The sequence below is a fragment of the Mesorhizobium sp. P2_A8 genome (assembly GCF_056404935.1).
In genome coordinates this window covers 966377-990424 of sequence record NZ_JBFUDB010000001.1, presented here as the reverse complement: position 1 = coordinate 990424, position 24048 = coordinate 966377, and the positions used below count along the sequence as shown (strand labels likewise).

Here is a 24048-nt window from a genome sequence, read left to right as displayed (position 1 = left end):
TTGTGTGATCATATGTTACCAATCCTTAGAAAACCATTGTTGTGCACTGCACACAACCTGGATGCAACCAACATGCTGGGACTGCCACGCTGCAATATACCAGTTATGCGAGCCTCTCAGCGCAGATGCACCTGGAAAATCTTGCTTTGAATCGGCAACCCGGCAACAATTTCATCACCTTATCGGGAGGAGCCGAATTTCAGCGATATATACGCGACTTGGCATCTGGCGCAACCGCCCGTTGAGCGTTATTGATTTGCAGGGACGTATCATGGGCTGCTGCAACGGAGAAACGCTATGCTCATCCACCGACTTGCCACTTTGACCGGCCTCGCCGTCGCGACCTTGTTCCTGGCCGCGCCAGCCAACGCACTGACGATGGCCGAATGCAGCACGAAGTACAACGCCGCCAAGGACGCGGGGACATTGGCCGGGGCAACCTGGAACCAGTTCCGCAAGGCGCAGTGCGGCACCGACGCCGCAGCCACCACCGAAACCAAGCCAGCCGACACCAAGAAAGCAGCCGAAACGAAACCGGCCAAGGCGACCAAGGCCGCCGCGGCGACCGACAGCACGGCCAAGGGCCTGACGGCGAAGGAATGCAGCGCCAAGTACCAGGCGGCCAAGGCTGCCGGTACGCTGAACGGCCAGAAGTGGAACGACTTCCGCAAGGCCGAGTGCGGCGCCGGCGCATCCGCCGCTGCCGATACCAAGCCGGCAACCACCAAGGCTGCCGCGGCTCCCGCCGACAAGGGTCTGACCATGGCCGAATGCAGCACCAAGTATCAGGCTGCCAAGACGGCCAACACGCTGAAGGGCATGAAGTGGAACGACTTCCGCAAGACCGAATGCGGTGCCGGCGCGTCGGATGACGACACCGTGCCCGCTCCGAGCGAGGCAAGTTACACCAAGGAGCCGGCAAAGCCGACGACTGTTGCGCCCAAGGGCGTCACTTTCCCGTCTGCGATCTCTCCGAAATATGCCAGCGAGACCCCCGGAAAGGGCCGCATGCATACCTGTCTCGACCAGTACTATGCCCTCAAGGACGCAAACGCGCTTGGCGGCCTGAAGTGGATCCAGAAGGGCGGCGGCTTCTACAGCCTCTGCAACGCCAAGCTGAAGACCTGAGCGTCACGTAGCTAGACAAACAAAAGCCCGCGAGGCGTCAGTTTCGCGGGCTTTTTGTTGCATTCGACAGTTGCCGGCCGCCACGCCGCGCTGCATCAGGCGCTGCATCGACAGTACGAGTTCAGTGTCGATGCCTGCAGCCTTGCTGGCATCGATCAGATTGATATAGGCCTCGGAAGGCGTTGCTGCTCTGGCAGATCCACAAGGCGCCGGCGCGCTTCGGTGACTTGAAGCGCCTGGCGCCTGACATCAGTGAAAAGATGCCGATCCAGCAGCTGCGCGAAATGGAAGCCGACGGCATCGTCCACCGCGCGGTCTTCCCCGAAGTTCCGCCCAAGGGTCGAATACTCGATCACCGAATTCGGTATCGAGCTGGACAATGCCCTGATCCCGCTCTCAGGTGTGGCAAGCAACGCCGGCCGGACTGACAGGCAGCGCCCGGGCAAGGCAAGCGCGCTCGCGCCGCATGGCCTGTGACCCAACGCCGAACAGCAAAACGCCGCAGGTTGAAGCCCGCGGCGTTTTCTTTGATATCGATGGTTTGCTAGCTTGACGGCTGCGGCTCCATGCCGCCTTCCGGCTCGGGGCCCTTCTTGCGGCGGCCACCCGACTTCGGCACGGCCGAGCCACGGCTTGGCGGCGTGTCGTCGCCGAGGTCGCGCGAGGGCTTCTGCCCGGCGATCAACTGCTTGATCTCCTCGCCGGACAGCGTCTCGTATTCAAGCAACCCTTCCGCCAGCGCGATCCATTCCTTCTTCTTCTTGGTCAGGATGGATTTTGCCGTCGAATAGGCCTCGTCGATCAGGCGTCGTACTTCGGCGTCGATGATCTGCGCGGTCTCTTCCGAGACGTTCTGCGTGCGCGCCACCGAATGGCCGAGGAACACTTCTTCCTGGTTGTCACCATAGGCGACGTGGCCGAGCTTGTCGGAAAAGCCCCAGCGCGTGACCATGGCGCGCGCCAGCTTGGTCGCCTGCTCGATGTCCGAAGAGGCGCCCGAGGTGATGTTTTCCTTGCCGAACTTGAACTCCTCGGCGACACGGCCACCCATCATGATGGCGAGGCGCGAGATCATGTATTTGTAGCTCATCGAATAGCGGTCGCCTTCCGGCAACTGCATGACCATGCCGAGCGCCCGGCCACGCGGGATGATGGTGGCCTTGTGCAGCGGATCGGCCGACGGCACGTTGAGCGCCAGGATGGCGTGACCGGCCTCGTGATAGGCGGTCAGCGCCTTCTCAGCCTGGGTCATGGCTGACGAGCGGCGCTCGGCGCCCATCATGATCTTGTCCTTGGCGTCCTCGAACTCGGCCATGGTCACCAGGCGCTTGTTGCGCCGCGCGGCCATCAGCGCCGATTCATTGACGAGGTTCATCAGGTCGGCACCTGAGAAGCCCGGAGTGCCGCGAGCGACGACCTTGAGGTCGACATTGGGCGCCAAAGGCACGTTGCGCACATGCACCTTGAGAATCTTCTCGCGGCCGACGATGTCGGGGTTCGGCACCACCACCTGGCGGTCGAAGCGGCCTGGACGCAGCAGCGCCGGGTCGAGGACGTCGGGCCGGTTTGTGGCGGCGATCAGGATGATGCTTTCGTTGGATTCGAAGCCGTCCATCTCGACCAGCAGCTGGTTCAGCGTCTGCTCGCGCTCGTCATTGCCGCCGCCGAGACCGGCGCCGCGATGGCGGCCGACGGCGTCGATTTCGTCGATGAAGATGATGCAGGGCGCGTTCTTCTTGGCCTGGTCGAACATGTCGCGGACGCGGCTTGCGCCGACGCCGACGAACATCTCGACGAAGTCCGAACCGGAGATAGTGAAGAACGGCACATTGGCTTCGCCGGCAACCGAGCGGGCGAGCAGCGTCTTGCCGGTTCCCGGAGGGCCGACAAGCAACACGCCGCGCGGAATCTTGCCGCCGAGCCGCTGAAACTTCTGCGGATCGCGCAGGAATTCGACGATCTCTTCCAGATCTTCCTTGGCTTCATCGACGCCGGCAACGTCCTGGAAGGTGACGCGGCCATGCGCCTCGGTCAAAAGCTTGGCCTTCGACTTGCCGAAGCCCATGGCTCGTCCGGAGCCGGACTGCATCTGGCGCATGAAGAATATCCAGACGCCGAGGATGAGGATCATCGGCAGCCACGAGATCAGATAGCCGAACAGCGAATTGGAACCGTCGGTCTCAGGCCGCGCATTGATGGTGACGTTCTTGTCCTGCAGCCGCTGGACCAGCGACGGATCGCCGGGCGAATAGGTCTGGAAGCCGCTGGCATTGTCGGTGTAGGTGCCGGTGATGCGTTCGCCCGCGATGGTAACCGTCTTGACCCGGCCGGCCGCGACGTCCTGCAGGAACTGCGAATAAGGCACATCGCTGGAAGCCCCTCGCGTCTGCGGCGTCTGGAACAGATTGAACAGGGCGATGAGCAAGACCGCTATGATCGCCCAGAGCGCGAGGTTTCGATAGTTCGGATTCATCAATTGTCCCGTTGGCGTCCACAGCGCGGACACACGTCATGAGAGGAAACTTGCGCCTAACATAGGGAGAGCGCCTCCCCTTGCCAAGCATAACAGCACGTCTGGGTTAAGCTTTAGCCCATCATCAATCGGCACTGTGGCCGCTGAAAGGCAAGGGCGGCACTGGGGCAGCCCCAATCAGCCCGGCGACGGCCCACGCCGGCGCCAGATCGAAGGACGGCAGGAAGCGGGCAAAGGACGCAACGACCGGCCGCGCCTCAACCGCCCTCGGCACCGGGATATCCCCCGGCAAATCAGGGCATTCACCGGCTTGCCACAACGCCGGCTCGGCGGCGAGCGCGGCGCGCATCAGGCTCGGCGGGGTTTTTCCGTCACCGATCGCCAGCCGCCTGGCCGCCGCTGCCCCGAAAGGGGCGATCAAAAATGCGCCGTGGCTGTCGTTCAATGTGATGCGCCGCCGGCCATCCCAGAGGGTATCCCCGGTGACCGCAGCGGCGGGCGGCAAGCCGCGCGCCTCGCGGCGCAGGAAGATGCCGGCGCGCCGGGAATCGACCACCGTCCGCGACAATGTGGCGCAAAGAAATCCGGCCTTCAGCCGGCCAAACAGCGCCTCGCTGCGGGCCTGATCCGGCAGGAAGGCAATCCCGCCGGTCGTGGCCAGCAGAAGGCGCAGCGCATAGACGGCCGCCCGATCGCCGCCGGTGTTCAGCAAGCCCGGGTCAAGACGAATGAGCCCGGCCGCCGGCTGTTCCGCGAAACGGCGGATCAAATCCGCGGCAGCCAGACCAACCTGCCGGCGTGCGTTGCCCTCCTGCGCGGCCAGCGCCAGCGCATCGCCGATGCGCTGCACGCCGTCGTCGCCAGCGGTGAGCGCAGCGCGCATGCGCGGCCGCTCGAAAGCCGCGTCGACGTTGGTCGGATCGTCGGCCCAGCCGACATCCCGGCGCCGCAGGACGTCGCGCAGTGCCGCGCGCCGCATACCGAGAAGCGGCCGCACGATCCAGCTGCGCCACTCATACAAGGTGGCCGGTGCCATACCGGCAAGTCCACGGCCTGCCGTTTCGGCATCGCCTCGGCCCTGTTCACGCGTCAATCCTTCTTTGCGTGCCTGCCGCATCAGCACCGTCTCCGCCTGGTCGTCGGCGGTATGGCCGGTCAGGATCAGGCCGATGCCTTCCGCTTGTGCTGCTGCGGCCAGCAGCCGGTAGCGCGCTTCTCGTGCCGCGGCCGGCAGACCGGTCGACGGCTTGGGGCCAGACCATGTCAGGATGCGGTGCGCGATTGCGTGCGTGGCGCACAGCCTCGCCATCCCCTGCGCTTCCGCTGCCGAACCCGGGCGCAAGCCGTGGTCGATCGTCACCGCCAGCAGTTTTGTGGCCGGCGCAATGCGGTCGAGATGTCGTTTGAGGAGAAGGAGCAGGGCGGTCGAGTCGCTGCCGCCAGACACGGCCGCAACTGCGCCGCGGGTAAAATCGATATGCGAAAAAAGGCTTGTCGAAAGGTCAGGCTCGATGTCGAGCATCAGCAGGCAGCCAGAGCCTTCTCCTGCTTGACGCGTTCCTTGAGCGCACCGGAAATATCGGGATAGCGCTTGCCGATCTCGCTGAAGGTGGCGCAGGCCACGTCGTGCTGCTTGAGGCCGACCAGCGACACGCCGAGCTTCAGCAGCATGTCGGGAGCTTTCTTGGCCTTGGGGTAGTCCTTGCTGGCGGCGAGGAAAATCTCTGCCGCGTCGCGGTATTTCTGCTGGCCGAGCAAAGACTCGCCAAGCCAGTAATGCGCATCCGCGGCTTTCGCATCCTTGGGGAAGCGGGAGATATGATCGCGAAAACCCTGCTCGGCGGTGCTGTAGTCGCCCGAGAGAATGAACTGATAGGAGTTGCGGTAGAGCTCCTCAGGGTCGTTGGTGGCCGGCAATGCCGCCACCACCGTGCCTTCGGACTTGCCGGCCTTGGCCGGGGCGCCGGCGGCGGGAGCGGTATCCTGCGCCGGCGCGGTCGCCTGGGTGCTGCCGCCGGCATCGATGACGTTGCCGTTCTTGTCGACGGTGATGGTGCCGAAGGTCTTTTCCGGCGCTCCCGTTCCGGGAATCAGCTTCCCTGGGTCGCCATTGGGCGATTCGACGATGACGTCCTGGCCGGCGGCGGGCGCGGTGCCCGCATCGGCCGGCGCCTGCGTTGCCGGGGCCGCCGCCACATCATCGGTGTTGGTATTGGTGGTAGTGGCGTCCGATTTCTTCTGTGCCGGCGGCTGCCCGCCTTGCGTGCCGCCCTCAAGCTGCTGGAAGCGGAACTCGTTGTCTTCCTGCTGCTTGCGGATCTGCTCCTGCATCTGCAGGACCTGGAAATTGAGTTCCTCGATCTTGCCGTTCATCTGCCGCAGTTGCTCTTCCAGGCTGGTGACGGCCGTGCCATCGGACTGCACCAGCTGAACCTGATCCTGCTTCTTCTTCTCGCCAAAAAGGCTGGGCAACTCGATCGTCGGCAGATGGAAGGAAAAGCCGCTGTCGGTTGATTGCCCTGTGCCGCTCGCCCCCAAGCCGCTAGCCAAGGCGGTGACGCCTGATAGGAGCAGCAGCGCAAGCGTGCCGCTCAGAACCGATCTCAAATGCATGTGCCTCTCGCCGTGATTTCGTTAGCTTGTTCGCGCCTTCCAATCAGAGTGGGACCAGCCAAGCGCCCTCGGCTCATAGCAGGAGCCGAGACTTCGGCCAAATTTTGTTTCGGGCATCCGGAAATGAAAAAGGCGGCCCGAGGCCGCCTTTCGCAAGGGTGTGTTGCATTTTTGCCGCTGGATCGCCGCGCCTTCTTTTGACACGCCGGTCGGCTGCACGATGGCTCAGGAGCCGGCGCCGCTGAGCGTGGTGACCGCACGGCGGTTCTGCGACCAGCAGGAGATGTCGTCGCACACCGCGACCGGACGTTCCTTGCCGTAGGAAATCGTCTTCAGGCGGCTGGCCGAAACGCCCTTGGCGACGAGGAAGTCGCGGGTGGCGGCAGCGCGGCGGGCGCCGAGGGCCAGGTTGTACTCACGCGTGCCGCGCTCGTCGGCATGGCCTTCGACGACGATGGCGTACTGCTTGTACTGGTTCAGCCACTGCGCCTGGCGCGAAAGCGTCGTCTGCGCATCGGCACGGATCGAGGTGGAGTCCGTATCGAAAAAGATGCGGTCGCCGATGTTGACCGTGAAGTCCTTCGCCGACCCGGGCGTTGCCGCGCCGGCGCCGTTGAGGCCAAGGTCGGCGGCGTTGTTCGGCGTCTTCTTCGAGGCGCAACCGGTGATGGCGAGCATCGCCACCAGCGCGATCATGACCGGGTTTCTGGTAAGTGCTGCGATACGGCCCATGCCGCCTCTCCTTCGTATTTCGAGTGATTTCGTTGATCACCCAGTAACCACGTTTGGGTTAACCGGCATTCAAGAAACACGGTTAAAAATTGGTTTAGGCTGCCCGTCCGCAGCTGATTGGCCGAAGCCACATTTGGCGCGGACCCTAGGCGTAAATGCGGCCAAAACGCGACCAAGACGTGAAAAGGGGCCACAAAGGCCCCCTTTCTGGCAGCTATGACAATTGAGCGAAACTATTCGAGGAGCGGCGACCAGGCGGGGTCGGAGGCGAAGTTCGCCGTCGGGATCGATTGCTCGTTGCGGCCGGTGAGGTCGACCGAGACCAGCTTCGGGCCTCCGGCGGAATCGCGGAAGAACATCAGCACGCGGCCGTTCGGCGCCCAGGTCGGCCCCTCCTGCTGGAAGCCGGAGGACAGGATACGCTCGCCCGAGCCATCGGTCTTCATGACGCCGATCTGGAATTCGCCGCCGGTCTGCTTGGTGAAGGCGATGAGGTCGCCGCGCGGCGACCACACCGGCGTCGAATAGACGCCGTCGCCGAAGGAGATGCGGTTCTGGCCCGAGCCGTCGGCGCCCATCACATAGATCTGCGCGCGGCCGCCGCGGTCGGAGGTGAACACCACCTGGCTGCCGTCGGGCGAATAGGACGGCGAGGTGTCGATGGCGGTCGAGTTGGTCAACCGTGTCGTCGAACGGCTCCGCAAGTCCATGGCGAAGATGTTGGAGTTGCCGTCGTCGCGCAGCAGGCTCATGATCACCTTCTGGCCGTCGGGCGAAAAGCGGGGCGCAAAGGTCATGCCGGGAAAATTGCCGACCAGTTCACGCTGGCCGGTCTCGATCTGCAACAGGTAGACCCGCGGCTGACCGCTTTCATAGGACATGTAGGTGATTTCCTGCCGGTTCGGCGAGAAGCGCGGCGTCAGCACGATCGACTTGCCGTCCGAGAGATAGCGGACGTTGGCGCCATCCTGATCCATGATGGCGAGGCGCTTCTTGCGCGCGTTCTTGGCGCCGGATTCGTCGATGAACACGACGCGCGTGTCGAAATAGCCCTTCTCGCCGGTCAGCCGTTCATAGATCGCGTCGGCGATGATGTGGGCGACGCGACGCTGATTGGCGTCATTGGCAAAGAACTGCTCACCGGACATCTGCTGGCCGGCAAAAGTGTCCCACAGCCGGTACTGGGCGCGGATGCGGCCGTCAGCCTCCTTGCCGACGCTGCCGGTCACCAGCGCCTGGGCATTGATCACCTTCCAGTCGTCGAAGCGCGGTGCAGCATCTGGATTGGAGATCTTCTCGATAAAGGCACTTTTGTCGATCGGCGCGAACAGGCCCGAGCGCTTCAGGTCGGCGGTTACGATCTCGGATATCTGGGCGCCAAGTGCATCGCCGCCCTGGAAATCCGTGATGGCGATCGGCAGCGGCTCGACATTGCCCTTGTTGACGTTGAGCTCGACGAGCGCCAGGGCCGGCAACGTGCCGGCAGCAGTCATGCCCATCGCCATCGCTGCGATCATCAGGAGCGGCTTGAGGATTGATTTCATGTCTTCTCGCTTCTCGTACTGATTTTCGGATACTCGGGCCTACAGGCCCAGCATCTCCCTTGGATCGAAGGTGACGCGGACGTCAGCCCAGATGTCCTGCTTACCCGCAGGGACCTGCAGGCCGGTGACATCGCATTTTTGCACTGCGCGAACGGCACTTTCGTCGAACTGGCGGTTTCCGCTCGACTTCTCGACATTCGGGCGGCCATCCAGCTTGCCGGAGGCATCCAGGTTGAATCGGACGACGACGACGAAGTTTTCCGAACCTTCAAGGCCAACCGGAAGGGTCCAGCAGCCGCCCAGCTGGCTTTCCAGGGCACCCATTTCGGATTTCGACAACTTCTGGCCCTGATCCTTGTCGCCGCCGAGCGACGCCTGTTGGGTCGAGCGCTTGGCCCCGCCGCCGGATGGCTTCTGCTTGTCCAGCAGCGCGGAGATCTCGTCGGCGTTGAACTGCTTGTCGTCGGACTTCGGCTTCGACGAAGCTTCCTTGACCGGCTTGTCGGCATCCTTGCGATCCGGCGCCTTGGCGCTTTCGGCCGGCGCCGGCTGCGGCTTCGGCCGCGCTTCGGGCGCGGGCGCCGAGTCCGGCAGCTGTGTCGCTTCGGTGGGTGGCTCCTTGGCTATAGCTTCGGCGACGGCGTCAGGCTTGACCTCGGGCGTCGGATCGATTGCCGCGGTCCTGTCCTGCGGCGGCGGGGTCGGCGCCGGCTTGGCCGGTGTCGGCTTGGGGTCCGTCTGCTTGACCGGCTCGGGCTTCACTTCTTCCTTGGGCGTCGGCGCCGGCGCCACTTCCGTTGCCGGAATGGGCTTGGGCTTTTCCTGCGGCTTCGGCACGTCCTCGGGCTTCGGCTTTCCGATCGGGGTCGGCGCTGGCGGCGGAGCCGATGTCATCTCGACCGGCTTCGGCTTGGCCTCCGGCGTTACCGGCTTGTCGGTGTCGACGCTGTTCTCGCCGACCTTCTGCGCTGCCGGCACGATGTCCGGGCGCTGGGTCGGCACGGGGGCCGGCTTTTCATGCATCACGGCCTTCTTGTCGCCCTGCAATGTCTGCGCAATGGCTTCCATCGGCACGATGTCGACCGCCACCGACTCGACATCGGCGGACGGGAGTGCGGCCGGCGCCGACAGGGTGAACAGGCCGAAGGCCAGCACCGCCGTATGCATGATCACCGATGTGGTGAGGCCGGTCTTCATCGTGCGTCTATTGATCCTGTTCCTGCAGTGAAACCAGGCCGATATTCTTGTATCCAGCGGCCGAAATGCGGGCCATCACCTTCATCGCCGTGCCATAGTCGGTCAACTTGTCGCCACGGATGAAGATGCGCTCTTCATAGCCGGTCTTCGAGATTGCCTGCAGCTTGGCGACCAGTTCCTCGATCGGAATCTCGGTTTCCTGCAGATAGATCTGGCCGGCGGCGTTGATCGAGACGGTGATCGGCTGCGTATCGGCATTCATCGCCTTGGCCTGCGTGTCCGGCAGGTCGATCGGCACGCCGACTGTCAGCATTGGCGCCGCGACCATGAAGATGATCAGCAGCACCAGCATCACGTCGACCATCGGCGTGACGTTGATCTCCGACATCAGTGCATGGTGACGGCCGCGCCGCCTGTGGCCGCGCCCACCGCGTCCTCCCATGCCAACGGACATACCCATCAGTTACTCCTCAGGCCTTGGGGGCCACTTTTTCATCGATTTGGCGCGAGAGTATGGCGGAGAACTCATCGGAGAACCCTTCCATGCGCACCGCTATCTTGCTCGCATCGGACGACAGTTTGTTGTAGGCGATGACGGCGGGGATGGCGGCGAGCAGGCCGATGGCCGTCGCCAGCAGCGCTTCGGCAATGCCGGGCGCGACCACCGCAAGACTGGTGTTCTTGGAGCCGGCGATCGCCTGGAACGAGGTCATGATGCCGATGACGGTGCCGAACAGGCCGATGAAGGGTGCCGCAGAGCCTGTGGTGGCGAGGAAGCCGAGGCGACCCTCCAGCTTTTCCATTTCGCGGGTCAGCGCCAGGTCCATCGCCTTGTCGATGCGGGTCTGCAGCCCGAGCGGCGTTTTGGCGCCCTTCTCGAAACTCTTCTTCCACTCGCGCATCGCAGCCACGAAAATCGCGCCCATGCCAGTGGTCTTGCGGTCGGCAAGCGTCCGGTAAAGCTCTTCCAGCGACTGCCCCGACCAGAACACCTGCTCGAAACGGTTGAGCGCCAGCCGCATGCGGGCATAGGAAACCAGCTTGTCGACGATGATCGCCCAGGTCCAGACCGAAGCGCAGAGCAAGCCGATCATGACCAGCTTGACCACCCAGCTGGCCTGGCTGAACAGCGCCCAAATCGACAATTGCGCGCCCGGGTCGGCGAGTGCGATATTTTCCATCGTTACGTCCTTAAGATTTCCGGGCTAAGCTGGCGGCTGGCCCCTGGCATCCCTTGTGGTCGGTTCGCACGAAGCTACCGGAACAACCCCAAACCGTGCCGTTGGTGGCCTTTTCGGGGCAAATATTGGTGAAAGGAAGGCGCCTGATCACGCCAATCTTCACCAATCTCTTCATGAACCGTTATGGTTAAGGATGGGTTAGTGAATAAGGCGCGGCGCATTGCCACGCCCCGTGGCGCGGCACATGCAATCGCCAGCTGTCGCAGTCCGTCTAAAGCGCATCGTCTGAATGGATTCAGACGATGCGCATTGGGTATTTGTTCTTATGCATGTCGTTCCCCCAAAACCCGGGGCCACTTTCGGGCGACATGCATTAGTCGGCCGCGGGTGAAGCCTTGGGCATGAACGCCGCCACCCATTCCCTGGGAAAGCGCCTTGGCCGGCCATTCTCGCCGATGATCGCCGCCTCGACCTTGGCCTCGACCAGCACCTCATCGCCGCGTTTGAGCTGCTGCGCCATGAAGATGCGCGCGCCGGATATGTCCTCGGTGCGGGTGTCGACAGTCAGGATGTCGTCGATGCGGGCGGGGCCGCGAAAGTTGATCTCCATGCGACGCACCACCCAGACGATCTTCTCGCCATGCTTGCCGTCGGCAAGCTCGGTGTGATGCACGCCGGTAAGCCTGAGATAGTCGGAGCGGCCGCGTTCGAAGAATTCGAGATAGCGCGCATGGTAGACGACGCCCGAGAAATCGGTGTCGGCATAGTAGACGCGCGCCATCAGCCGGTGGCCGAACTCCGTCAGCGCACCGGAAAGCCCCGCCAGCAACGCCGCCGATTCACCATGATCGTCCATTGCGCTTTCCTTTTTGGGCCTGACCGGGCACCTAAAGCGTGGCGCGCTTCAGGCAATTGTTTTCCGTGCGTGCCGTTGTCCCAAACCCGCAACACACTTTTGGGCGACACGCACTGGCTTGGCGCATGAACCCGATGGCACTGTTGACGGCGATGATCAAGACCTTGATGACGGCGCTGTTTGTGCTGCTGGCTCTGTCGCTGCCCGGCCAGGCGGCCACCTTCATGATGAAGCGCGGCCTCAATCTCGACCAGTGGACGACGTGGCCGGGCGAGGCGCAGTGGGGCGACGCCAAGGCCATCCTGCCCTATCCGGAATGGCGGAAGTTCCTCAAGGAGGACGACCTCAAGACGGTGAAGGACGCGGGCTTCGATTTCCTGCGCATGCCGGTCGATCCATCGCCCTTCCTGTCCGACCAGACCGTGGCCTTGCGCGACGACCTCTATGCCAGCGTGCTGGACTCGGTGCACATGATCAACCGCGCCGGGCTGAAGGTGGTCGTCGACATGCACTTGATCCCGGCCGGCGGCAGCCGCAAGATCGGCATGGCCGAAGTGATGGATGACCCTCAGGCCTTCGACGCCTATGTCGACATGGTGCGCAAAATGGCCCGCACGCTGGCCGGCGAAGATCCTGCCCGAGTCGCCTTCGAGCCGATGAACGAACCGATCGTCGACTGCGACAGCGACGGCACCAGCTTGTGGCCGGATCGGCAGCAGAAGCTGTTCGCGGCGGCGCGATCCTCGGCCACGAAACTGACCCTGGTGCTGACCGGCGCCTGCTATTCCGCCGCTTCGGCGCTGGAGAAGATCGATCCGAAAACGATCCCCGACGACAACGTCATCTGGACCTTCCACTCCTACGATCCGTTCCTGCTCACCCATCAGGGCGCGACCTGGGCCGGCGATTTCATCCCCTATGTGACCGGCCTGCCCTATCCGCTGACCGCGGTGCCGCAGGCACAGCTCGAGGTGACGCTCGACACCATCCGCGCCAGGATCAAGGCCGAAGCGCCATGGCCGCTGCAGAGCGGCCTGCTTGCCTATCTCGACGAACAGGTCGCCGGCATGGACAGTCCCGACAAGCTGCTCGGCCTGATGGATGCGCCGTTCAAGAAGGTCGAAGCGTGGGCGAAGGCCAACGGCATCGAGCCGCAAAACATCACGCTCGGCGAATTCGGCATGATCCGCCAGGAATACGGCAACGCCTATGTGATGCCGGCTGCGTACCGGGCCGCCTATGTCAGGGACATGATCGCGCGCGCCGAGGCACATGGCTTCTCGTGGTCGGTGTGGAGCTATGGCGGCGCCTTCGGCATCGTCGATGCCTTCAACGGCGACAAGGCCGAGCCTGACGTGATGGATGTGATCCGCGGGCTGCATTGACCGTTCAGCCGAGGTCGATCGACAGGATTTCGGGGCGCATCCCGAAACGCACCGGCAGAATGCTGAAGCCAAGCCCGCCCGAGACGATCAGATTGCGTTCATTCTCGACGACGTGGCCATAGGCATAGCGATTGCCGAAACGCGACGGCACGATAGGCGAATAGCCGAACAGCCGTACCTGTCCGCCATGGGTGTGACCGGACAGGGTCAGCGACACCCGCCACGGCACGGTGGGAAAAATATCGGGCTCATGGGCGAGCAGAATGACCGGCGAGCTGTCGCTGACCTTGGCCAGCGTGCCGTCGAGATCGTCCAGCCCCTTGAAGCCGGCACGGTCGCTGGTCGGGAGCAGGGCCAGCTGGTCGGCGAGCCCGGCGATCCAGACACCTTGCCCTTTCTTTTCCAGGCGCACGACATCGTTCTCCAGGACCGGGATGCCGACCGTCTCCAAGGCCTTGCGCGCTATGGTCGGGCCGGCTCCGGCGCGCTGCGCGAAGCCGTCGCCCCACCAGTCATGGTTGCCAAGGATCGACAGCACGCCAAGCGGCGCCTTGAGGCCCGACAGCGCGGACGCCCATTGCGATGGCGTCACCCGGCCGGTCACCAGGGGCATGCCGGCAATGTAGTCGCCAAGCAGGACGATCAGGTCCGCTTGCTGCGCATTCGCGTCCTCGACAAGCGAAGCGATCCGCTCGGGCGTCATCCATGGCCGGCAGGCATGGATGTCGGCGAGCGCGACGATGCGCAGCTTCAATCCCGCCGGCCAATGCGGTGGCGTCAGCGCATAGCGCTTCACATGCGTCAGCAGCATCGGTTCGATGCCGACCGCATAGGCGCTGAACGCGACAACAGTCAGCAAGGAACCGCCGACAAAGCGCAGGAACCCGCGTCTGGTTATCATGGATTGGCTCCGGCACTTGATCGCGGCGACAGTCGCAAGGCAGCGTTAAAGTCGACGATTGTGCCGGCAAACCGGCCAAGATGAGGAGATTTTGCGCAAGGACATTCACGGATCCTTGATCGCAGGTCCGCGTCCATTCGCCGGGGCCGCTACTCTTCCTGGAACAGGTTGATCTGCTGCTGCGCCAGATCCTTCGGCGCGTCGAGGCCGAGATGCCGCCAGGCATTGGCCGTCAGCATCCGGCCTCGCGGCGTGCGCTGGATGAAACCCTGCTGGATCAGATAGGGCTCGATGATGTCCTCGATCGCGTCGCGCGGTTCGGAAAGGCCGGCGGCGATCGTCTCGATGCCGACCGGGCCACCGCCGAAATTCCGGGCGATCATCGACAGATAGCGGCGGTCGAGGGCGTCGAGGCCGAGCGCGTCGACCTCCAGCCGCGTCAGCGCCTCATCGGCGATCTGGCGGTCGACATGGCCATCGCCGGCGACCGAGGCGAAATCCCGCACCCGGCGCAATAGCCGTCCGGCAATGCGCGGCGTGCCGCGCGCACGCCGCGCGATCTCCAGCGCGCCATCGTCGCCGAGCGGCATTTGCAGGATGCGCGCGCCGCGCCGCACGATCTGCTCCAGCTCCTCGACGGAATAGAAATTGAGCCGCACCGGAATGCCGAAGCGGTCGCGCAGCGGATTGGTGAGCAGGCCAAGCCGCGTCGTGGCGGCGACCAGCGTAAACCGGGCGAGGTCGATCTTGACCGAGCGCGCCGCCGGTCCCTCGCCGATGATCAGATCGAGCTGGAAATCCTCCATTGCTGGATAGAGGATTTCCTCCACCGCCGGGCTCAGCCGGTGGATCTCGTCGATGAACAGCACGTCGCCTTCTTCGAGATTGGTGAGCAGGGCCGCAAGGTCGCCGGCCTTGGCTATCACCGGGCCGGAGGTCGAACGGAAATTGACGCCGAGCTCGCGCGCCATGATCTGCGCCAGCGTCGTCTTGCCCAGGCCTGGCGGCCCGACGAACAGCACATGGTCGAGCGCCTCGTTGCGGCCCTTGGCTGCCTCGATGAACACTTTGAGGTTGGCCCGCACCGCCGCCTGGCCGACGAAATCGTCAAGCGTCTGCGGCCGCAAGGTCTGCTCGGCATCCTCGCCGCGTTTTTCGGGGGCAATGAGACGGGGGGACAGGCTCATGGCGCCTTCCTTACACACAGCAAGGACCTGAACAAGCGAACCCTCACCGCGCCAGTTCCTTCAGCCCGAAGCGGATCAGCTTCGGTGCATCGGCATCCTCGCCCGCCGTCTTCAGCGCTGCCGCCACCGCATTGGCCGCGGTGTCGCGCGAATAGCCGAGATTGACCAGTGCCGAGACGGCGTCGGTGATGGGCGCCGGTGCGACGCCTTCACCGAGCTCCTGCTTCAGGCCAATGGTGCCCGAGGCAGTTCCGGCATAGGCAGGCGCCTTGTTCTTCAATTCGGTGACGATGCGCTCGGCCACTTTCTTGCCGACACCGGGGGCACGAGAGACCATGGCGATATCGCGCAGTGCTATCGCGTTGGCGAGATCGGCCGGCGCCAGTGTCGACAGGATGGCCAGCGCCACCTTGGCGCCGACACCTGGCACATTGTTCATTAACAGCCGGAACCATTCACGTTCCAGCTGCGACTGGAATCCGTACAGCCGCAGCATGTCCTCGCGCACATAGGTCTCGATGAACAGCACCACCGCTTCGCCCGGCGCCGGCAGTGCGGCCAGCGTGCGCGCCGAGCAATAGGCGACATAGCCGACGCCATGGATATCGACGAGGCAATGATCCTCGTCGATCTCGTCGAGCGTACCCTTGAGTTTGCCGATCATTGCCTAACAGCCTCTCACGATGCCAATGCTGCCATCCGGTAGGCGACACTCTGCCGGTGATGCGCGTGGCAGATGGCGATGGCAAGCGCATCGGCGGCATGTTCGGTATCGAAAGTGGCTTTCGGCAACAGCACCTTCACCATCATGTGGATCTGCTTCTTGTCGCCATGACCGACGCCGATCACCGCCTTCTTGACGGCGTTGGGCGCATATTCGGCAACGACAAGGCCCGCACGCGCCGGCACCAGCATGGCGATGCCGCGCGCCTGGCCAAGCTTCAGCGTCGCCACCGCGTCCTTGTTGACGAAGGTTTGTTCAACCGCCGCCTCGTGCGGCATGGCGGTGTGCAGGATTTCGGCGAGCCCGTCATGCAATTGGCACAGCCGTGTCGCCAGCGCCGCCTTGTCGTCGGAACGCACTGTGCCGGAGGCGATGAAGCGCAATGAATTGCCGAGGCTCTCGACGATGCCCCAGCCGGTGCGCCGAAGCCCCGGATCAATACCGATGATGCGAATCGCTTCCCCCATCCGACGAGTTTACCTCCGGCGGACAGCGATGCCAGCGAAATGTGAACAAACCAGAAACGAAGCGGCAGGCCGAGGCTTAACCGCGGGCGAAAGCCGTGTTGAGCAGGCTGATCTGGTCGGAAACCGGATTGGGCCTGCGAGCCATCGGTTGCATGTCGACCACGTCGCCGGAGCCATAGATCTCCTCGTCCATGCGGCGCACAAGCGCCTGCAGGCGCAGCGAGCGGGTGACGAGGTCGAGGAAATCCTTGGGCAGCTCTGCCCAGCCGGCGGCTTCGTCATGGGCGGAAGCAGTGTCGAGGCGGACCTTGGACTTTTCCGACGCAACCTGGTCGCGGGTCATCTCGCCGGAATTCGCCGCGCGCTGCAAAAGCAGCCAGGAGGCAACCTGCATCAGCCTTGTTGTCAGCCGCATCGATTCGGCCGCATAGAGCGTGGCCCCCAGCCTTGACAATTTCTTTGCCTCGGAGCGGCCCTTGCCGTCGAGATACTCCGCCGCCTGTTCGACCAGGCCCATGCCTTCCTGGTAGAGCGGCTTGAAGGATTGCGTGAAAACCCGGCGCTCCGCCAGTTTGACGGTTTTCGCACTGCCCTTCGAAAGCTCGTTCATTGCTACGCCCCCTGCACCTACAGCTGGCCGATTCGGCTCACTGCCGATACACCCAGCACCCTATAGAACTGAAGCTTGAAAATGCGCTTCGTTCCCGGCGAAGGCAAGCACATGTTTAACAGAAGGTTAACGGCGAGCCCGCTGTCGGGCGCCCTGAAATCCGGACAAAAAAAGAGCCGCGGATGAGGCGGCTCTCAGGAGTTTAACAGGGAGGCGTCAAACAAAGTGGCTCCAACCACTCGGTAAGAATCCAGATCACTGGATGGACATAGTAAACACCTGTAAAGCTTAATGAAGCCTTAACGGCGCGTGTGTTTTTTGACCGAACGCCGCCGTCCTGTGCCGTAACAGCACAGCCCGAACCTCGTTCCAGGCTCAAATCAGGCCTTCTTCCAGACAGCCGGCAAGGCGATGAAGGCAAACAGCAGCATGGCCGCGTAGAAGCCCATCGAAGAAATCCCCACAAGCGGTTCGATCGCGGCATTGCCGGCAAGCAGGAAATAGAGGCCGATCAACAGGCCGATGCCGCTGATTGCCGTCAGCCAGAAATGGATGGTGGCGAGCATCTTTTGCCCGACTGCCGGAAACAGATGGTAGAAGAAGGCGAAGACCGCCGACATCAGCCACCCGGCGACCATCGTGTGGGCGTGGGTCGGCATTTGGCCGTGGTCCTGGCTGATCGCCATGTGCAAGCCGAGCGCCATGCCGCACAGCGAATAGATAATGGCCAGCGTGAAGAAATTCCGTGCTACCCCTTGCATATGTCCCCCGAATTGCCTTTTCCCGTGTGCGGGAATGGGTTGATCGTCAGGCGATTCCTGTCGCCGCCGGGCTCCCGGCATCGGCGCACTAGCATCGGCACTGTTTCCAGACGATGTCGCACCAACCCCTCCCGACACTTCTCACGATGGCAGAAAACCAGGCAGCGCGTCCGCCCATCCAGGCGATTTCGCGCGCTGGCGGGAAGCTGAAACAGAACCGGATTTTCCGCGACATCGTTGCGAAACACGCGCCGCGCTAAACGCCTCGCTCCTCTGACGGCTGGCGCCAATCGTGCCCTGCCTGAACCCTCCAGAACACCCAGGGAGCCACCATGGACTGGTACGCGATCGTCAAATTTCTCCATATCGTCTCGGCCAGTTTATGGGTCGGGGGCGGTTTCGTGCTGTTCCTGCTCGGCGTGCTTGCCGAGCGCGCCGGCAACATCGAGGAAAAATTGCAGGCGATGCGCGCCAGCGGCCAGTTGGGTGGCCGTTTCTTCGCGCCGATGTCGATGCTGACCCTGATCTTCGGCCTCATCATGTGCAGCTTCTGGGTCGGCTTTTCGGATTTGTGGATCATTATCGGTCTCATCGGCTATGCCACGACCTTTTCGATCGGCATGTTCATCTTCAAGCCGACCGGCGAGCGCATGGGCGCGATGATCGCCAAGGAGGGCGTCACACCGGCTGTTCTGGCCATCGGCCAGCGCATGATGAGCGCGGCTCGCTTCGACTATGCGGTGATGCTGGTGATCATCGCCGATATGGTGCTCAAGCCGACCGCGCATGACATCGGCATCCTTGCCGGCATGGCGTTGGTCGTGGCAGCAGGCGCCACACTGGCCCTTGGTGGCAATCGTCGCCTCGTGCCGAGCGCCGCCTGACACCGCCGTGATGGTCAGGGCGGTGCGGCCGCCTCACCTCTACATCAGACCGGCGACGCCATCCCACAGCAGCTTCAGCGCCACCACCGCCACGGTTGCATAGGTGAAGGGATAGAAGGTTTCCGGGCGCATCCGCCGCACCAGCCACGCCCCGGCGATGGTCGACAGCGGCGCCAGCGGCATCAGCACCGCCGATGCCGTCAGATTGGCGGTGTCGAACTGGCCGAGCGCGAAATAGGGCACGAGCTTCAGCGCATTGGTGGCGGCAAAGAAGATCGCCGCGGTGCCTGACAGAATCTTGGGATCGAGCCGGATCGGCAAGGCATAGACCTGGAACGGCGGGCCGCCGACATGGGCGACGAAGCTGGTGAAGCCGGCGACTGTTCCCCAGATGGCGGCAGCCATGCGGTTGGGCGCGACCGCGTGGTCGACGCCATGGCGAAACTGGAGGTAGAGCCAGCGCAGGACGAAGATGATGGCGACTGCGCCGACGATCAGCCGCACCGCCTCTTCGGTGACCAGTGCCGCCGTCAGCCAGCCGAGGCCGATGCCGATGACGGCGCCCGGCATCATGTCGACCAGCATCTTGCGGTCGTAGACGCCCCACCATGTCCACACAGACACGATGTCCATCAAGCACAGGATCGGCAACAGGATGGCGGCCGCCTGCACCGGCGGCATGGTCAGCGCCATCAGCGGCACGCCGACGAAGCCGACGGCGCCGCCGAAGCCGCCCTTGGACAGGCCAACCAGAATGACCGCCGGGATGGCAGCCGCGTAGAACCACGGATCGAGAAGCAGGCCTGACATGAGGAGGGGCTGGGCTGGAGGGAAGCGTATCGACGCTTGAATAGCCTAGAATTTTGAGCGGAGCGACAGCAAATGTAAGCGTGGCAGCGGGCACGCCTGGCCAATGCCATTCCTTCGCCCGACCAGCCCTCTGCAAACCAGGGCGACACCAGTCTGGTCAGGATGCCTGCAAAACCTTTGCCCTCTCACGGGAGGCGGTTGCGTCGAGCGGCGGCGGCCGCCGCCGGATCGGCTGCGCCTTGATGATGGCGGTGCTGGTCTCGGCCTTGTCGGCGATGCGGTCGAGAATCCCGTCGAGATCGCCGATCGAGCGCACGAACAGACGGGCGACGAAGCAGTCATCGCCCGTCACCTTGTCGCATTCGCCAAATTCGGGGATCTCCTCGATCAGCTTCTGGACGATGTGCAGCTTGCCCGGCAGCGGCCGGATGCGAACGATCGCCTGCAGTGTATAGCCGAGTGCCAGCGGGTCGATCTCGACGGTGAACGCCCGGATGACGCCACGTTCCTCCAATCGTCGAAGCCGCTCCGAAACGCTTGGCGACGACAGCCCGACTTGGGCAGCCAGGTCCTTCAGCGAGGTGCGCGCGTCCTTGACCAGGATTTCGAGGAGATTTCGGTCGAGATCGTCCAGCATTTTACATTTCTCGCGAATTTGGAGCCATGCCCTAATATAAATAGGCATTTTATCCATACTACCTTTTCTATCAGATGGAAAGCTCGGGCGCCGCATGAGATTATGCGAGATCAACGGGTTCGGAGGTTTGTTGTGAACGATACAGTGCGCGGCACGGTCGAAATGTCCGCCGCAATGGCGATCCTGGGAACGATCGGATGGTTCGTCGTCCTCTCCGGCCAGCCGATCATGGATGTGGTGTTCTGGCGTTGCGCTTTCGGCGCGCTGACGCTGCTGGTCATTTGTGCCGGGCTGGGGTTGCTGCGCAACAGGCTGTCGCTACGCATCATTGGCATCGCCGCGCTCGGCGGCGTCGCCATCGTCGTCAACTGGCTGCTGCTCTTTAGTGCTTTCTCCCGCGCCTCGATCTCGATCGCCACCGCCGTCTACAACACGCAGCCCTTCATGCTGGTCGGCTTCGGCGCGCTGTTCTTCGCCGAACGGCTGACCCTGACCAAGCTGACCTGGCTGGCAATCGCCTTCGCCGGTATGGTGCTGATCGTGCAGGCCGCCCCTGATGCCGGCGATGTCGGCACCGATTATTTTACCGGCATCGTCATGGCGTTGGGCGCGGCCTTCTTCTGGGCCGTCGCCGCCATTGTCACCAAGAAGCTCAAGGGCACGCCGCCGCACCTGATCGCGCTGATCCAGGTCTGCGTCGGCGTCGTCATGCTGGCGCCCTTCGCCAATCTTTCCCAGCTTCCGGCCGATGCGTGGAGTTGGGCCATGCTGGCGACGCTCGGCATCGTCCACACCGGCCTGATGTACATCCTGATGTACGGCGCCATCCAGAAGCTGCCTACGCATCTGCAGGGATCGCTGTCCTTCATCTACCCGGTGGTCGCGATCCTGGTCGATGTCGTGGCCTTCGGCCATCGGCTGCATCTGAGCCAGATCGTCGGCGCCACAGCAATTCTGATCGCCGCCGCCGGCATGAATCTCGGCTGGACGCTGTGGAAGTCGAAAACGCCCGTCGCCAGCCCCCACCCGATCAAGTGACGCGGGCCCGCCGGACGCCCGGCGGGTCAAAATCGCGATCCCGGTTGCCCGCCTGTTCAAAGCGGGCACTTTGCTCTATGCCGCAATCCAACCATCTTCGCCCGGCATAGGCGAAACGCGGGATCGAAGAACCATGAATGACGCAACGCCCCCCAACCGCTGTCGCATCGTGCTAATCGCGCCGCCCGGCGTGCCGGCGGCCCGTATCGCCGCGGCATTCGAAGGCGGCGACGTCGCTTCGCTGATCCTGCCGGAGAACGGCATGGACGAGGCCTCCTTCCAGGCTTTTGCCGAAGAGATCGTGCCGGCAGCTCAGGCTGCGGGCGTCGCTGTCGTCATTGCCGGCGATACCCGCATAGCCGGCCGCGTCCAGGCCGACGGTATCCATGTCGAGGTCTCCAAGGCCGAACTCTCCGAGACGATCGAGCATTTCCAGTCGAAAATGATGGTCGGCACCGGCGGCGCCAAGACGCGCGACGACGCGCTCGAGCTTGGCGAGACGCGGCCCGACTACATCTTCTTCGGCCGCTTCGGCTACGACAACAAGCCAGAACCACACCCGCGCAACCTGTCGCTTGGCAGGTGGTGGGCCGATATGATCCAGATCCCTTGCATCGTCATGGCGGGATCCGACATCGCCTCGGTGGAGGCAGTGGGCGCCACCGGCGCCGAATTCGTGGCACTGTCGAGCGCCGTGTTCGCCGACGGCACCGATCCCAAGGCGGCGGTCGCCAGCGCCAACGCGCTGCTCGACGAGACCGCGCCGCGCTTCGAGGACTGACGTGCCCTCCGCGACGCTTCCCCTCCAGGCTCTGCTTGCGGTGCTGATGGTCCAGGCAGCGGCCGCGGAGACCGTCCCGCTGCCGCAACCCAAACCAGAAGTCGGCGTGCAGACGGACAAGCCGATCGACAAACCGCTGCCGCAACCCGCAACCACGACCGAGCCGGCGCCGCTGCCGTCGGCCGACACCGTCAATCCCGACCGCTTCGGGGCGAAGCCCGCCGATGCCGCCTATGGCGCCTTCCAGCGCGGGCTCTACAAGACGGCCTACAATCTCGCACTGATCCGCGCCCAAAATGGCGACCCCGCGGCGCAGACGCTGGTGGCCGAGATCCTGTCGCGCGGGCTGGGTGTGCCGCTGAATGCGGCCGGTGCGGCGAAATGGTACGCGCTTGCCGCCGAACAGGGCGTGCCGGAATCGCAGTTCCAGTATGCGCTGATGCTGCTCGATGGCCGCTACGTGAAGAAGGACGAGAAGGGGGCCTATGCGCTGATGCAGGCCGCCGCCGAAGCGGGCAACCGGCTGGCACAGTTCAATTTCGCGCAGATGCTGGTCCAGCAGGATCCCGGCGATGCCGGCCTCGCCAAGGCAGTATCCTACTACGAGCGCGCCGCCGCAACCGGCCTCGCCGACGCGCAATATGCGATGTCCCAGATCTATGCCAATGGCGTCGGCGGCAAGCCGCGCGATGACGCGCAGGCAAGGCGTCTGCTGGCGCAGGCCGCACGGCAGAACTACGACACCGCGCAGATCGATCTCGCCGCCTGGATGATCGAAGGCCGTGGCGGGGCGCGCGACCTGAAATCCGGCTTCGGCTGGATGAAGCAAGCGGCGGAGGGCGGCAATGTCGCCGCCCAGAACCGCCTGGCCAAGCTCTATATGCAAGGCATCGGCACGGATCCGGATCTTGTCCTTGCCGGCGCCTGGTACATCGTCGCCCGCCGCGCCGGTCTCATCGATCCGCAGATGGACGATTTCCTGCAGGGGCTGGGCGACGACCAGACCAAGCAGGCCCTGCAGAAGGCGAACCGCCTGCCCTGAGGCGGCTCGCGAAATCACCGCGTGTGATCGAGGACGACCTTGCCGAATGGCGAGCCATGCTCGAGATGGTGAAAGGCCGCCGCTGCCTCTCCCCATGGCAAGACCCGGTCGATCGCCGGCCGCAGCCGGTTCACGACAAGCGCACGGTTCATGGCCTCGAAGGATTCGCGTGAACCGACCGGTATGCCGCGTGCCCTGACCTGGCGGCGAAAGATATCGAGCGGATTGATCGCCCCCTCGCTGCCGCCGAGATAGCCGATGACGTTGATCTGGGCGCCGCGTGCCGCGGCCTTCAGCGACTGCGCGAAGCTCTGCGGCCCGCCGACCTCGATGATATGGTCGGCGCCACGGCCATCGGTCAGTTCCAGGACGGCCGACGACCAATCCGGATTGTCGCGATAGTTGACGCCGTCATCGGCGCCGAGTTGTTTTGCCCGCTCGAGCTTGGCGTCGCTGCTCGACGTGACGATGACGCGCGCGCCGGCAGCAGCAGCGAACTGCACCGCAAACAGCGACACGCCGCCTGTGCCAAGGCTGAGCACGGTTTCGCCCGGCTTCAGATGGCCTTCGGTGAACAGCGCATGCCAGGCGGTGACGCCGGCGCAAGGCAGCGTCGCCGCCTCGACATCGCTCAGATGCACCGGGGCAAGCACGGCCGCCTGTTCGTCCAGCAGGGCGAATTCGCTGAGCAGTCCGTCGATGGGACCGCCGCGCTGGTAGGACGGTTCGGCCATGGCGAAGCTGCCGCCGACCCAGCGCTGCCAGAAGGTGCCGCAGACACGGTCGCCGACCTTGAACCGGCTGACCTCGGAGCCGACCGCCACGACCTCGCCGGCGCCATCCGAAAGCGGCACCAGCGGCAATGGGAATGCAGTGTGATAATTACCGCGCGCGATTTCCACGTCGCGGTAGTTCAGCGCCGTCGCCTTGACCTTGATGGTCATCTCCTGGCGGCCCGGTTCCGGCATCGGCCGTTCGACCATTTTGAGGTGGCCGATGCCGCCTGGGTTCTGCAGTTCGATGGCTTTCATTGTCGTCATCCTTTCCGTTGCAAGGAAAATCGCTTGCCACGCAACGGATTTCAAATTCATAATAAG

25 protein-coding genes are annotated in these 24048 nt (G+C 63.7%); 7 read left to right on the top strand and 18 right to left on the bottom strand.

Features of this window, described 5'->3' with window-relative positions:
* The first annotated feature begins 297 nt into the window (after positions 1 to 297).
* Positions 298 to 1128: a hypothetical protein gene (locus tag AC1D10_RS04845; RefSeq protein WP_477269185.1), complete on the top strand. Its 831-nt coding sequence runs from the start codon at positions 298 to 300 to the stop codon at positions 1126 to 1128.
* Between the two features lie 182 nt (positions 1129 to 1310).
* Entirely contained in the window at positions 1311 to 1556 is a 246-nt protein-coding gene (locus AC1D10_RS04840; RefSeq protein ID WP_477269183.1) for a winged helix-turn-helix transcriptional regulator, read from the top strand.
* Positions 1557 to 1672: 116 nt separating this feature from the next.
* On the opposite strand, the gene ftsH is transcribed toward AC1D10_RS04840, so the two are convergent.
* From ftsH to ybgC, 9 genes are all read right to left on the bottom strand, one after another.
* A complete protein-coding gene (gene ftsH, locus AC1D10_RS04835; RefSeq protein ID WP_477269181.1) occupies positions 1673 to 3601 on the bottom strand; it encodes an ATP-dependent zinc metalloprotease FtsH in 1929 nt (642 codons plus the stop codon).
* 124 nt (positions 3602 to 3725) lie between these two features.
* On the bottom strand, positions 3726 to 5123 hold the full coding sequence (tilS, locus tag AC1D10_RS04830) for a tRNA lysidine(34) synthetase TilS (protein WP_477269179.1): 1398 nt from the start codon (positions 5121 to 5123) through the stop codon (positions 3726 to 3728).
* Positions 5123 to 6214: a tol-pal system protein YbgF gene (gene ybgF, locus AC1D10_RS04825; RefSeq protein WP_477269177.1), complete on the bottom strand. Its 1092-nt coding sequence runs from the start codon at positions 6212 to 6214 to the stop codon at positions 5123 to 5125. Before ybgF ends, tilS begins: the two co-directional genes overlap by 1 nt.
* 225 nt (positions 6215 to 6439) lie before the next feature.
* Complete coding sequence (gene pal / locus AC1D10_RS04820; RefSeq protein ID WP_477269175.1) at positions 6440 to 6946, bottom strand: peptidoglycan-associated lipoprotein Pal; 507 nt, start codon at positions 6944 to 6946, stop codon at positions 6440 to 6442.
* 233 nt (positions 6947 to 7179) lie between these two features.
* Positions 7180 to 8463, bottom strand: a complete 1284-nt coding sequence (gene tolB / locus AC1D10_RS04815) for a Tol-Pal system beta propeller repeat protein TolB (RefSeq protein ID WP_477269850.1) — start codon at positions 8461 to 8463, stop codon at positions 7180 to 7182.
* A 66-nt stretch (positions 8464 to 8529) separates the two neighbouring features.
* Positions 8530 to 9687, bottom strand: a complete 1158-nt coding sequence (gene tolA / locus AC1D10_RS04810) for a cell envelope integrity protein TolA (RefSeq protein ID WP_477269173.1) — start codon at positions 9685 to 9687, stop codon at positions 8530 to 8532.
* A gap of 7 nt (positions 9688 to 9694) precedes the next feature.
* Positions 9695 to 10147: a protein TolR gene (gene tolR, locus AC1D10_RS04805; protein WP_477269171.1), complete on the bottom strand. Its 453-nt coding sequence runs from the start codon at positions 10145 to 10147 to the stop codon at positions 9695 to 9697.
* A gap of 10 nt (positions 10148 to 10157) precedes the next feature.
* Positions 10158 to 10868 (bottom strand): protein TolQ, encoded by a 711-nt coding sequence (tolQ, locus tag AC1D10_RS04800; protein ID WP_023758651.1) that lies wholly within the window; start codon positions 10866 to 10868, stop codon positions 10158 to 10160.
* Positions 10869 to 11241: 373 nt separating this feature from the next.
* Positions 11242 to 11724: a tol-pal system-associated acyl-CoA thioesterase gene (gene ybgC / locus AC1D10_RS04795; RefSeq protein WP_379103867.1), complete on the bottom strand. Its 483-nt coding sequence runs from the start codon at positions 11722 to 11724 to the stop codon at positions 11242 to 11244.
* A gap of 134 nt (positions 11725 to 11858) precedes the next feature.
* Between ybgC and AC1D10_RS04790 the strand changes: the two genes are divergently transcribed.
* Positions 11859 to 13109 (top strand): glycoside hydrolase family 5 protein, encoded by a 1251-nt coding sequence (locus tag AC1D10_RS04790; RefSeq protein WP_477269848.1) that lies wholly within the window; start codon positions 11859 to 11861, stop codon positions 13107 to 13109.
* A 4-nt stretch (positions 13110 to 13113) separates the two neighbouring features.
* Here the strand turns inward: AC1D10_RS04790 and AC1D10_RS04785 are convergent, their stop codons facing one another.
* The 6 genes from AC1D10_RS04785 to AC1D10_RS04760 all read right to left on the bottom strand — a co-directional run bounded on the left by AC1D10_RS04785 (position 13114) and on the right by AC1D10_RS04760 (position 17759).
* Entirely contained in the window at positions 13114 to 14010 is an 897-nt protein-coding gene (locus AC1D10_RS04785) for a metallophosphoesterase (RefSeq protein ID WP_477269169.1), read from the bottom strand.
* A gap of 149 nt (positions 14011 to 14159) precedes the next feature.
* Positions 14160 to 15197, bottom strand: a complete 1038-nt coding sequence (gene ruvB, locus AC1D10_RS04780) for a Holliday junction branch migration DNA helicase RuvB (RefSeq protein WP_477269167.1) — start codon at positions 15195 to 15197, stop codon at positions 14160 to 14162.
* A gap of 43 nt (positions 15198 to 15240) precedes the next feature.
* The gene (ruvA, locus tag AC1D10_RS04775) at positions 15241 to 15861 is read right to left on the bottom strand and encodes a Holliday junction branch migration protein RuvA (RefSeq protein WP_095089529.1); all 621 of its coding nucleotides are present in this window, start codon (positions 15859 to 15861) and stop codon (positions 15241 to 15243) included.
* Positions 15862 to 15875: 14 nt separating this feature from the next.
* On the bottom strand, positions 15876 to 16388 hold the full coding sequence (gene ruvC / locus AC1D10_RS04770) for a crossover junction endodeoxyribonuclease RuvC (protein WP_184872365.1): 513 nt from the start codon (positions 16386 to 16388) through the stop codon (positions 15876 to 15878).
* Positions 16389 to 16464: 76 nt separating this feature from the next.
* Positions 16465 to 16998: a protease adaptor protein RcdA gene (gene rcdA / locus AC1D10_RS04765; RefSeq protein WP_477269165.1), complete on the bottom strand. Its 534-nt coding sequence runs from the start codon at positions 16996 to 16998 to the stop codon at positions 16465 to 16467.
* A gap of 380 nt (positions 16999 to 17378) precedes the next feature.
* Positions 17379 to 17759: a hypothetical protein gene (locus AC1D10_RS04760; protein ID WP_010912040.1), complete on the bottom strand. Its 381-nt coding sequence runs from the start codon at positions 17757 to 17759 to the stop codon at positions 17379 to 17381.
* 332 nt (positions 17760 to 18091) lie between these two features.
* Here AC1D10_RS04760 and AC1D10_RS04755 point away from each other — a divergent pair, with 332 nt between their 5' ends.
* The gene (locus tag AC1D10_RS04755; protein ID WP_477269162.1) at positions 18092 to 18643 is read left to right on the top strand and encodes a DUF2269 family protein; all 552 of its coding nucleotides are present in this window, start codon (positions 18092 to 18094) and stop codon (positions 18641 to 18643) included.
* A gap of 39 nt (positions 18644 to 18682) precedes the next feature.
* On the opposite strand, the gene AC1D10_RS04750 is transcribed toward AC1D10_RS04755, so the two are convergent.
* Together AC1D10_RS04750 and AC1D10_RS04745 are read right to left on the bottom strand one after the other, a co-directional pair.
* On the bottom strand, positions 18683 to 19453 hold the full coding sequence (locus AC1D10_RS04750) for a sulfite exporter TauE/SafE family protein (protein ID WP_477269160.1): 771 nt from the start codon (positions 19451 to 19453) through the stop codon (positions 18683 to 18685).
* 157 nt (positions 19454 to 19610) lie between these two features.
* Positions 19611 to 20090, bottom strand: coding sequence for an Lrp/AsnC family transcriptional regulator (locus AC1D10_RS04745; protein WP_379103885.1), 480 nt, complete (start codon positions 20088 to 20090; stop codon positions 19611 to 19613).
* 132 nt (positions 20091 to 20222) lie between these two features.
* On the opposite strand from AC1D10_RS04745, the gene AC1D10_RS04740 reads away from it, so the two are divergent.
* The 3 genes from AC1D10_RS04740 (at position 20223) to AC1D10_RS04730 (ending at position 22951) form a co-directional block, all read left to right on the top strand.
* Entirely contained in the window at positions 20223 to 21128 is a 906-nt protein-coding gene (locus tag AC1D10_RS04740; protein WP_477269158.1) for a DMT family transporter, read from the top strand.
* Positions 21129 to 21261: 133 nt separating this feature from the next.
* Positions 21262 to 21909 (top strand): thiamine phosphate synthase, encoded by a 648-nt coding sequence (locus tag AC1D10_RS04735; RefSeq protein ID WP_477269156.1) that lies wholly within the window; start codon positions 21262 to 21264, stop codon positions 21907 to 21909.
* A gap of 46 nt (positions 21910 to 21955) precedes the next feature.
* Positions 21956 to 22951: a tetratricopeptide repeat protein gene (locus AC1D10_RS04730; protein WP_477269846.1), complete on the top strand. Its 996-nt coding sequence runs from the start codon at positions 21956 to 21958 to the stop codon at positions 22949 to 22951.
* Positions 22952 to 22965: 14 nt separating this feature from the next.
* On the opposite strand, the gene AC1D10_RS04725 is transcribed toward AC1D10_RS04730, so the two are convergent.
* Complete coding sequence (locus tag AC1D10_RS04725; protein ID WP_477269154.1) at positions 22966 to 23982, bottom strand: zinc-dependent alcohol dehydrogenase family protein; 1017 nt, start codon at positions 23980 to 23982, stop codon at positions 22966 to 22968.
* Between the last annotated feature and the right edge of the window lie 66 nt (positions 23983 to 24048).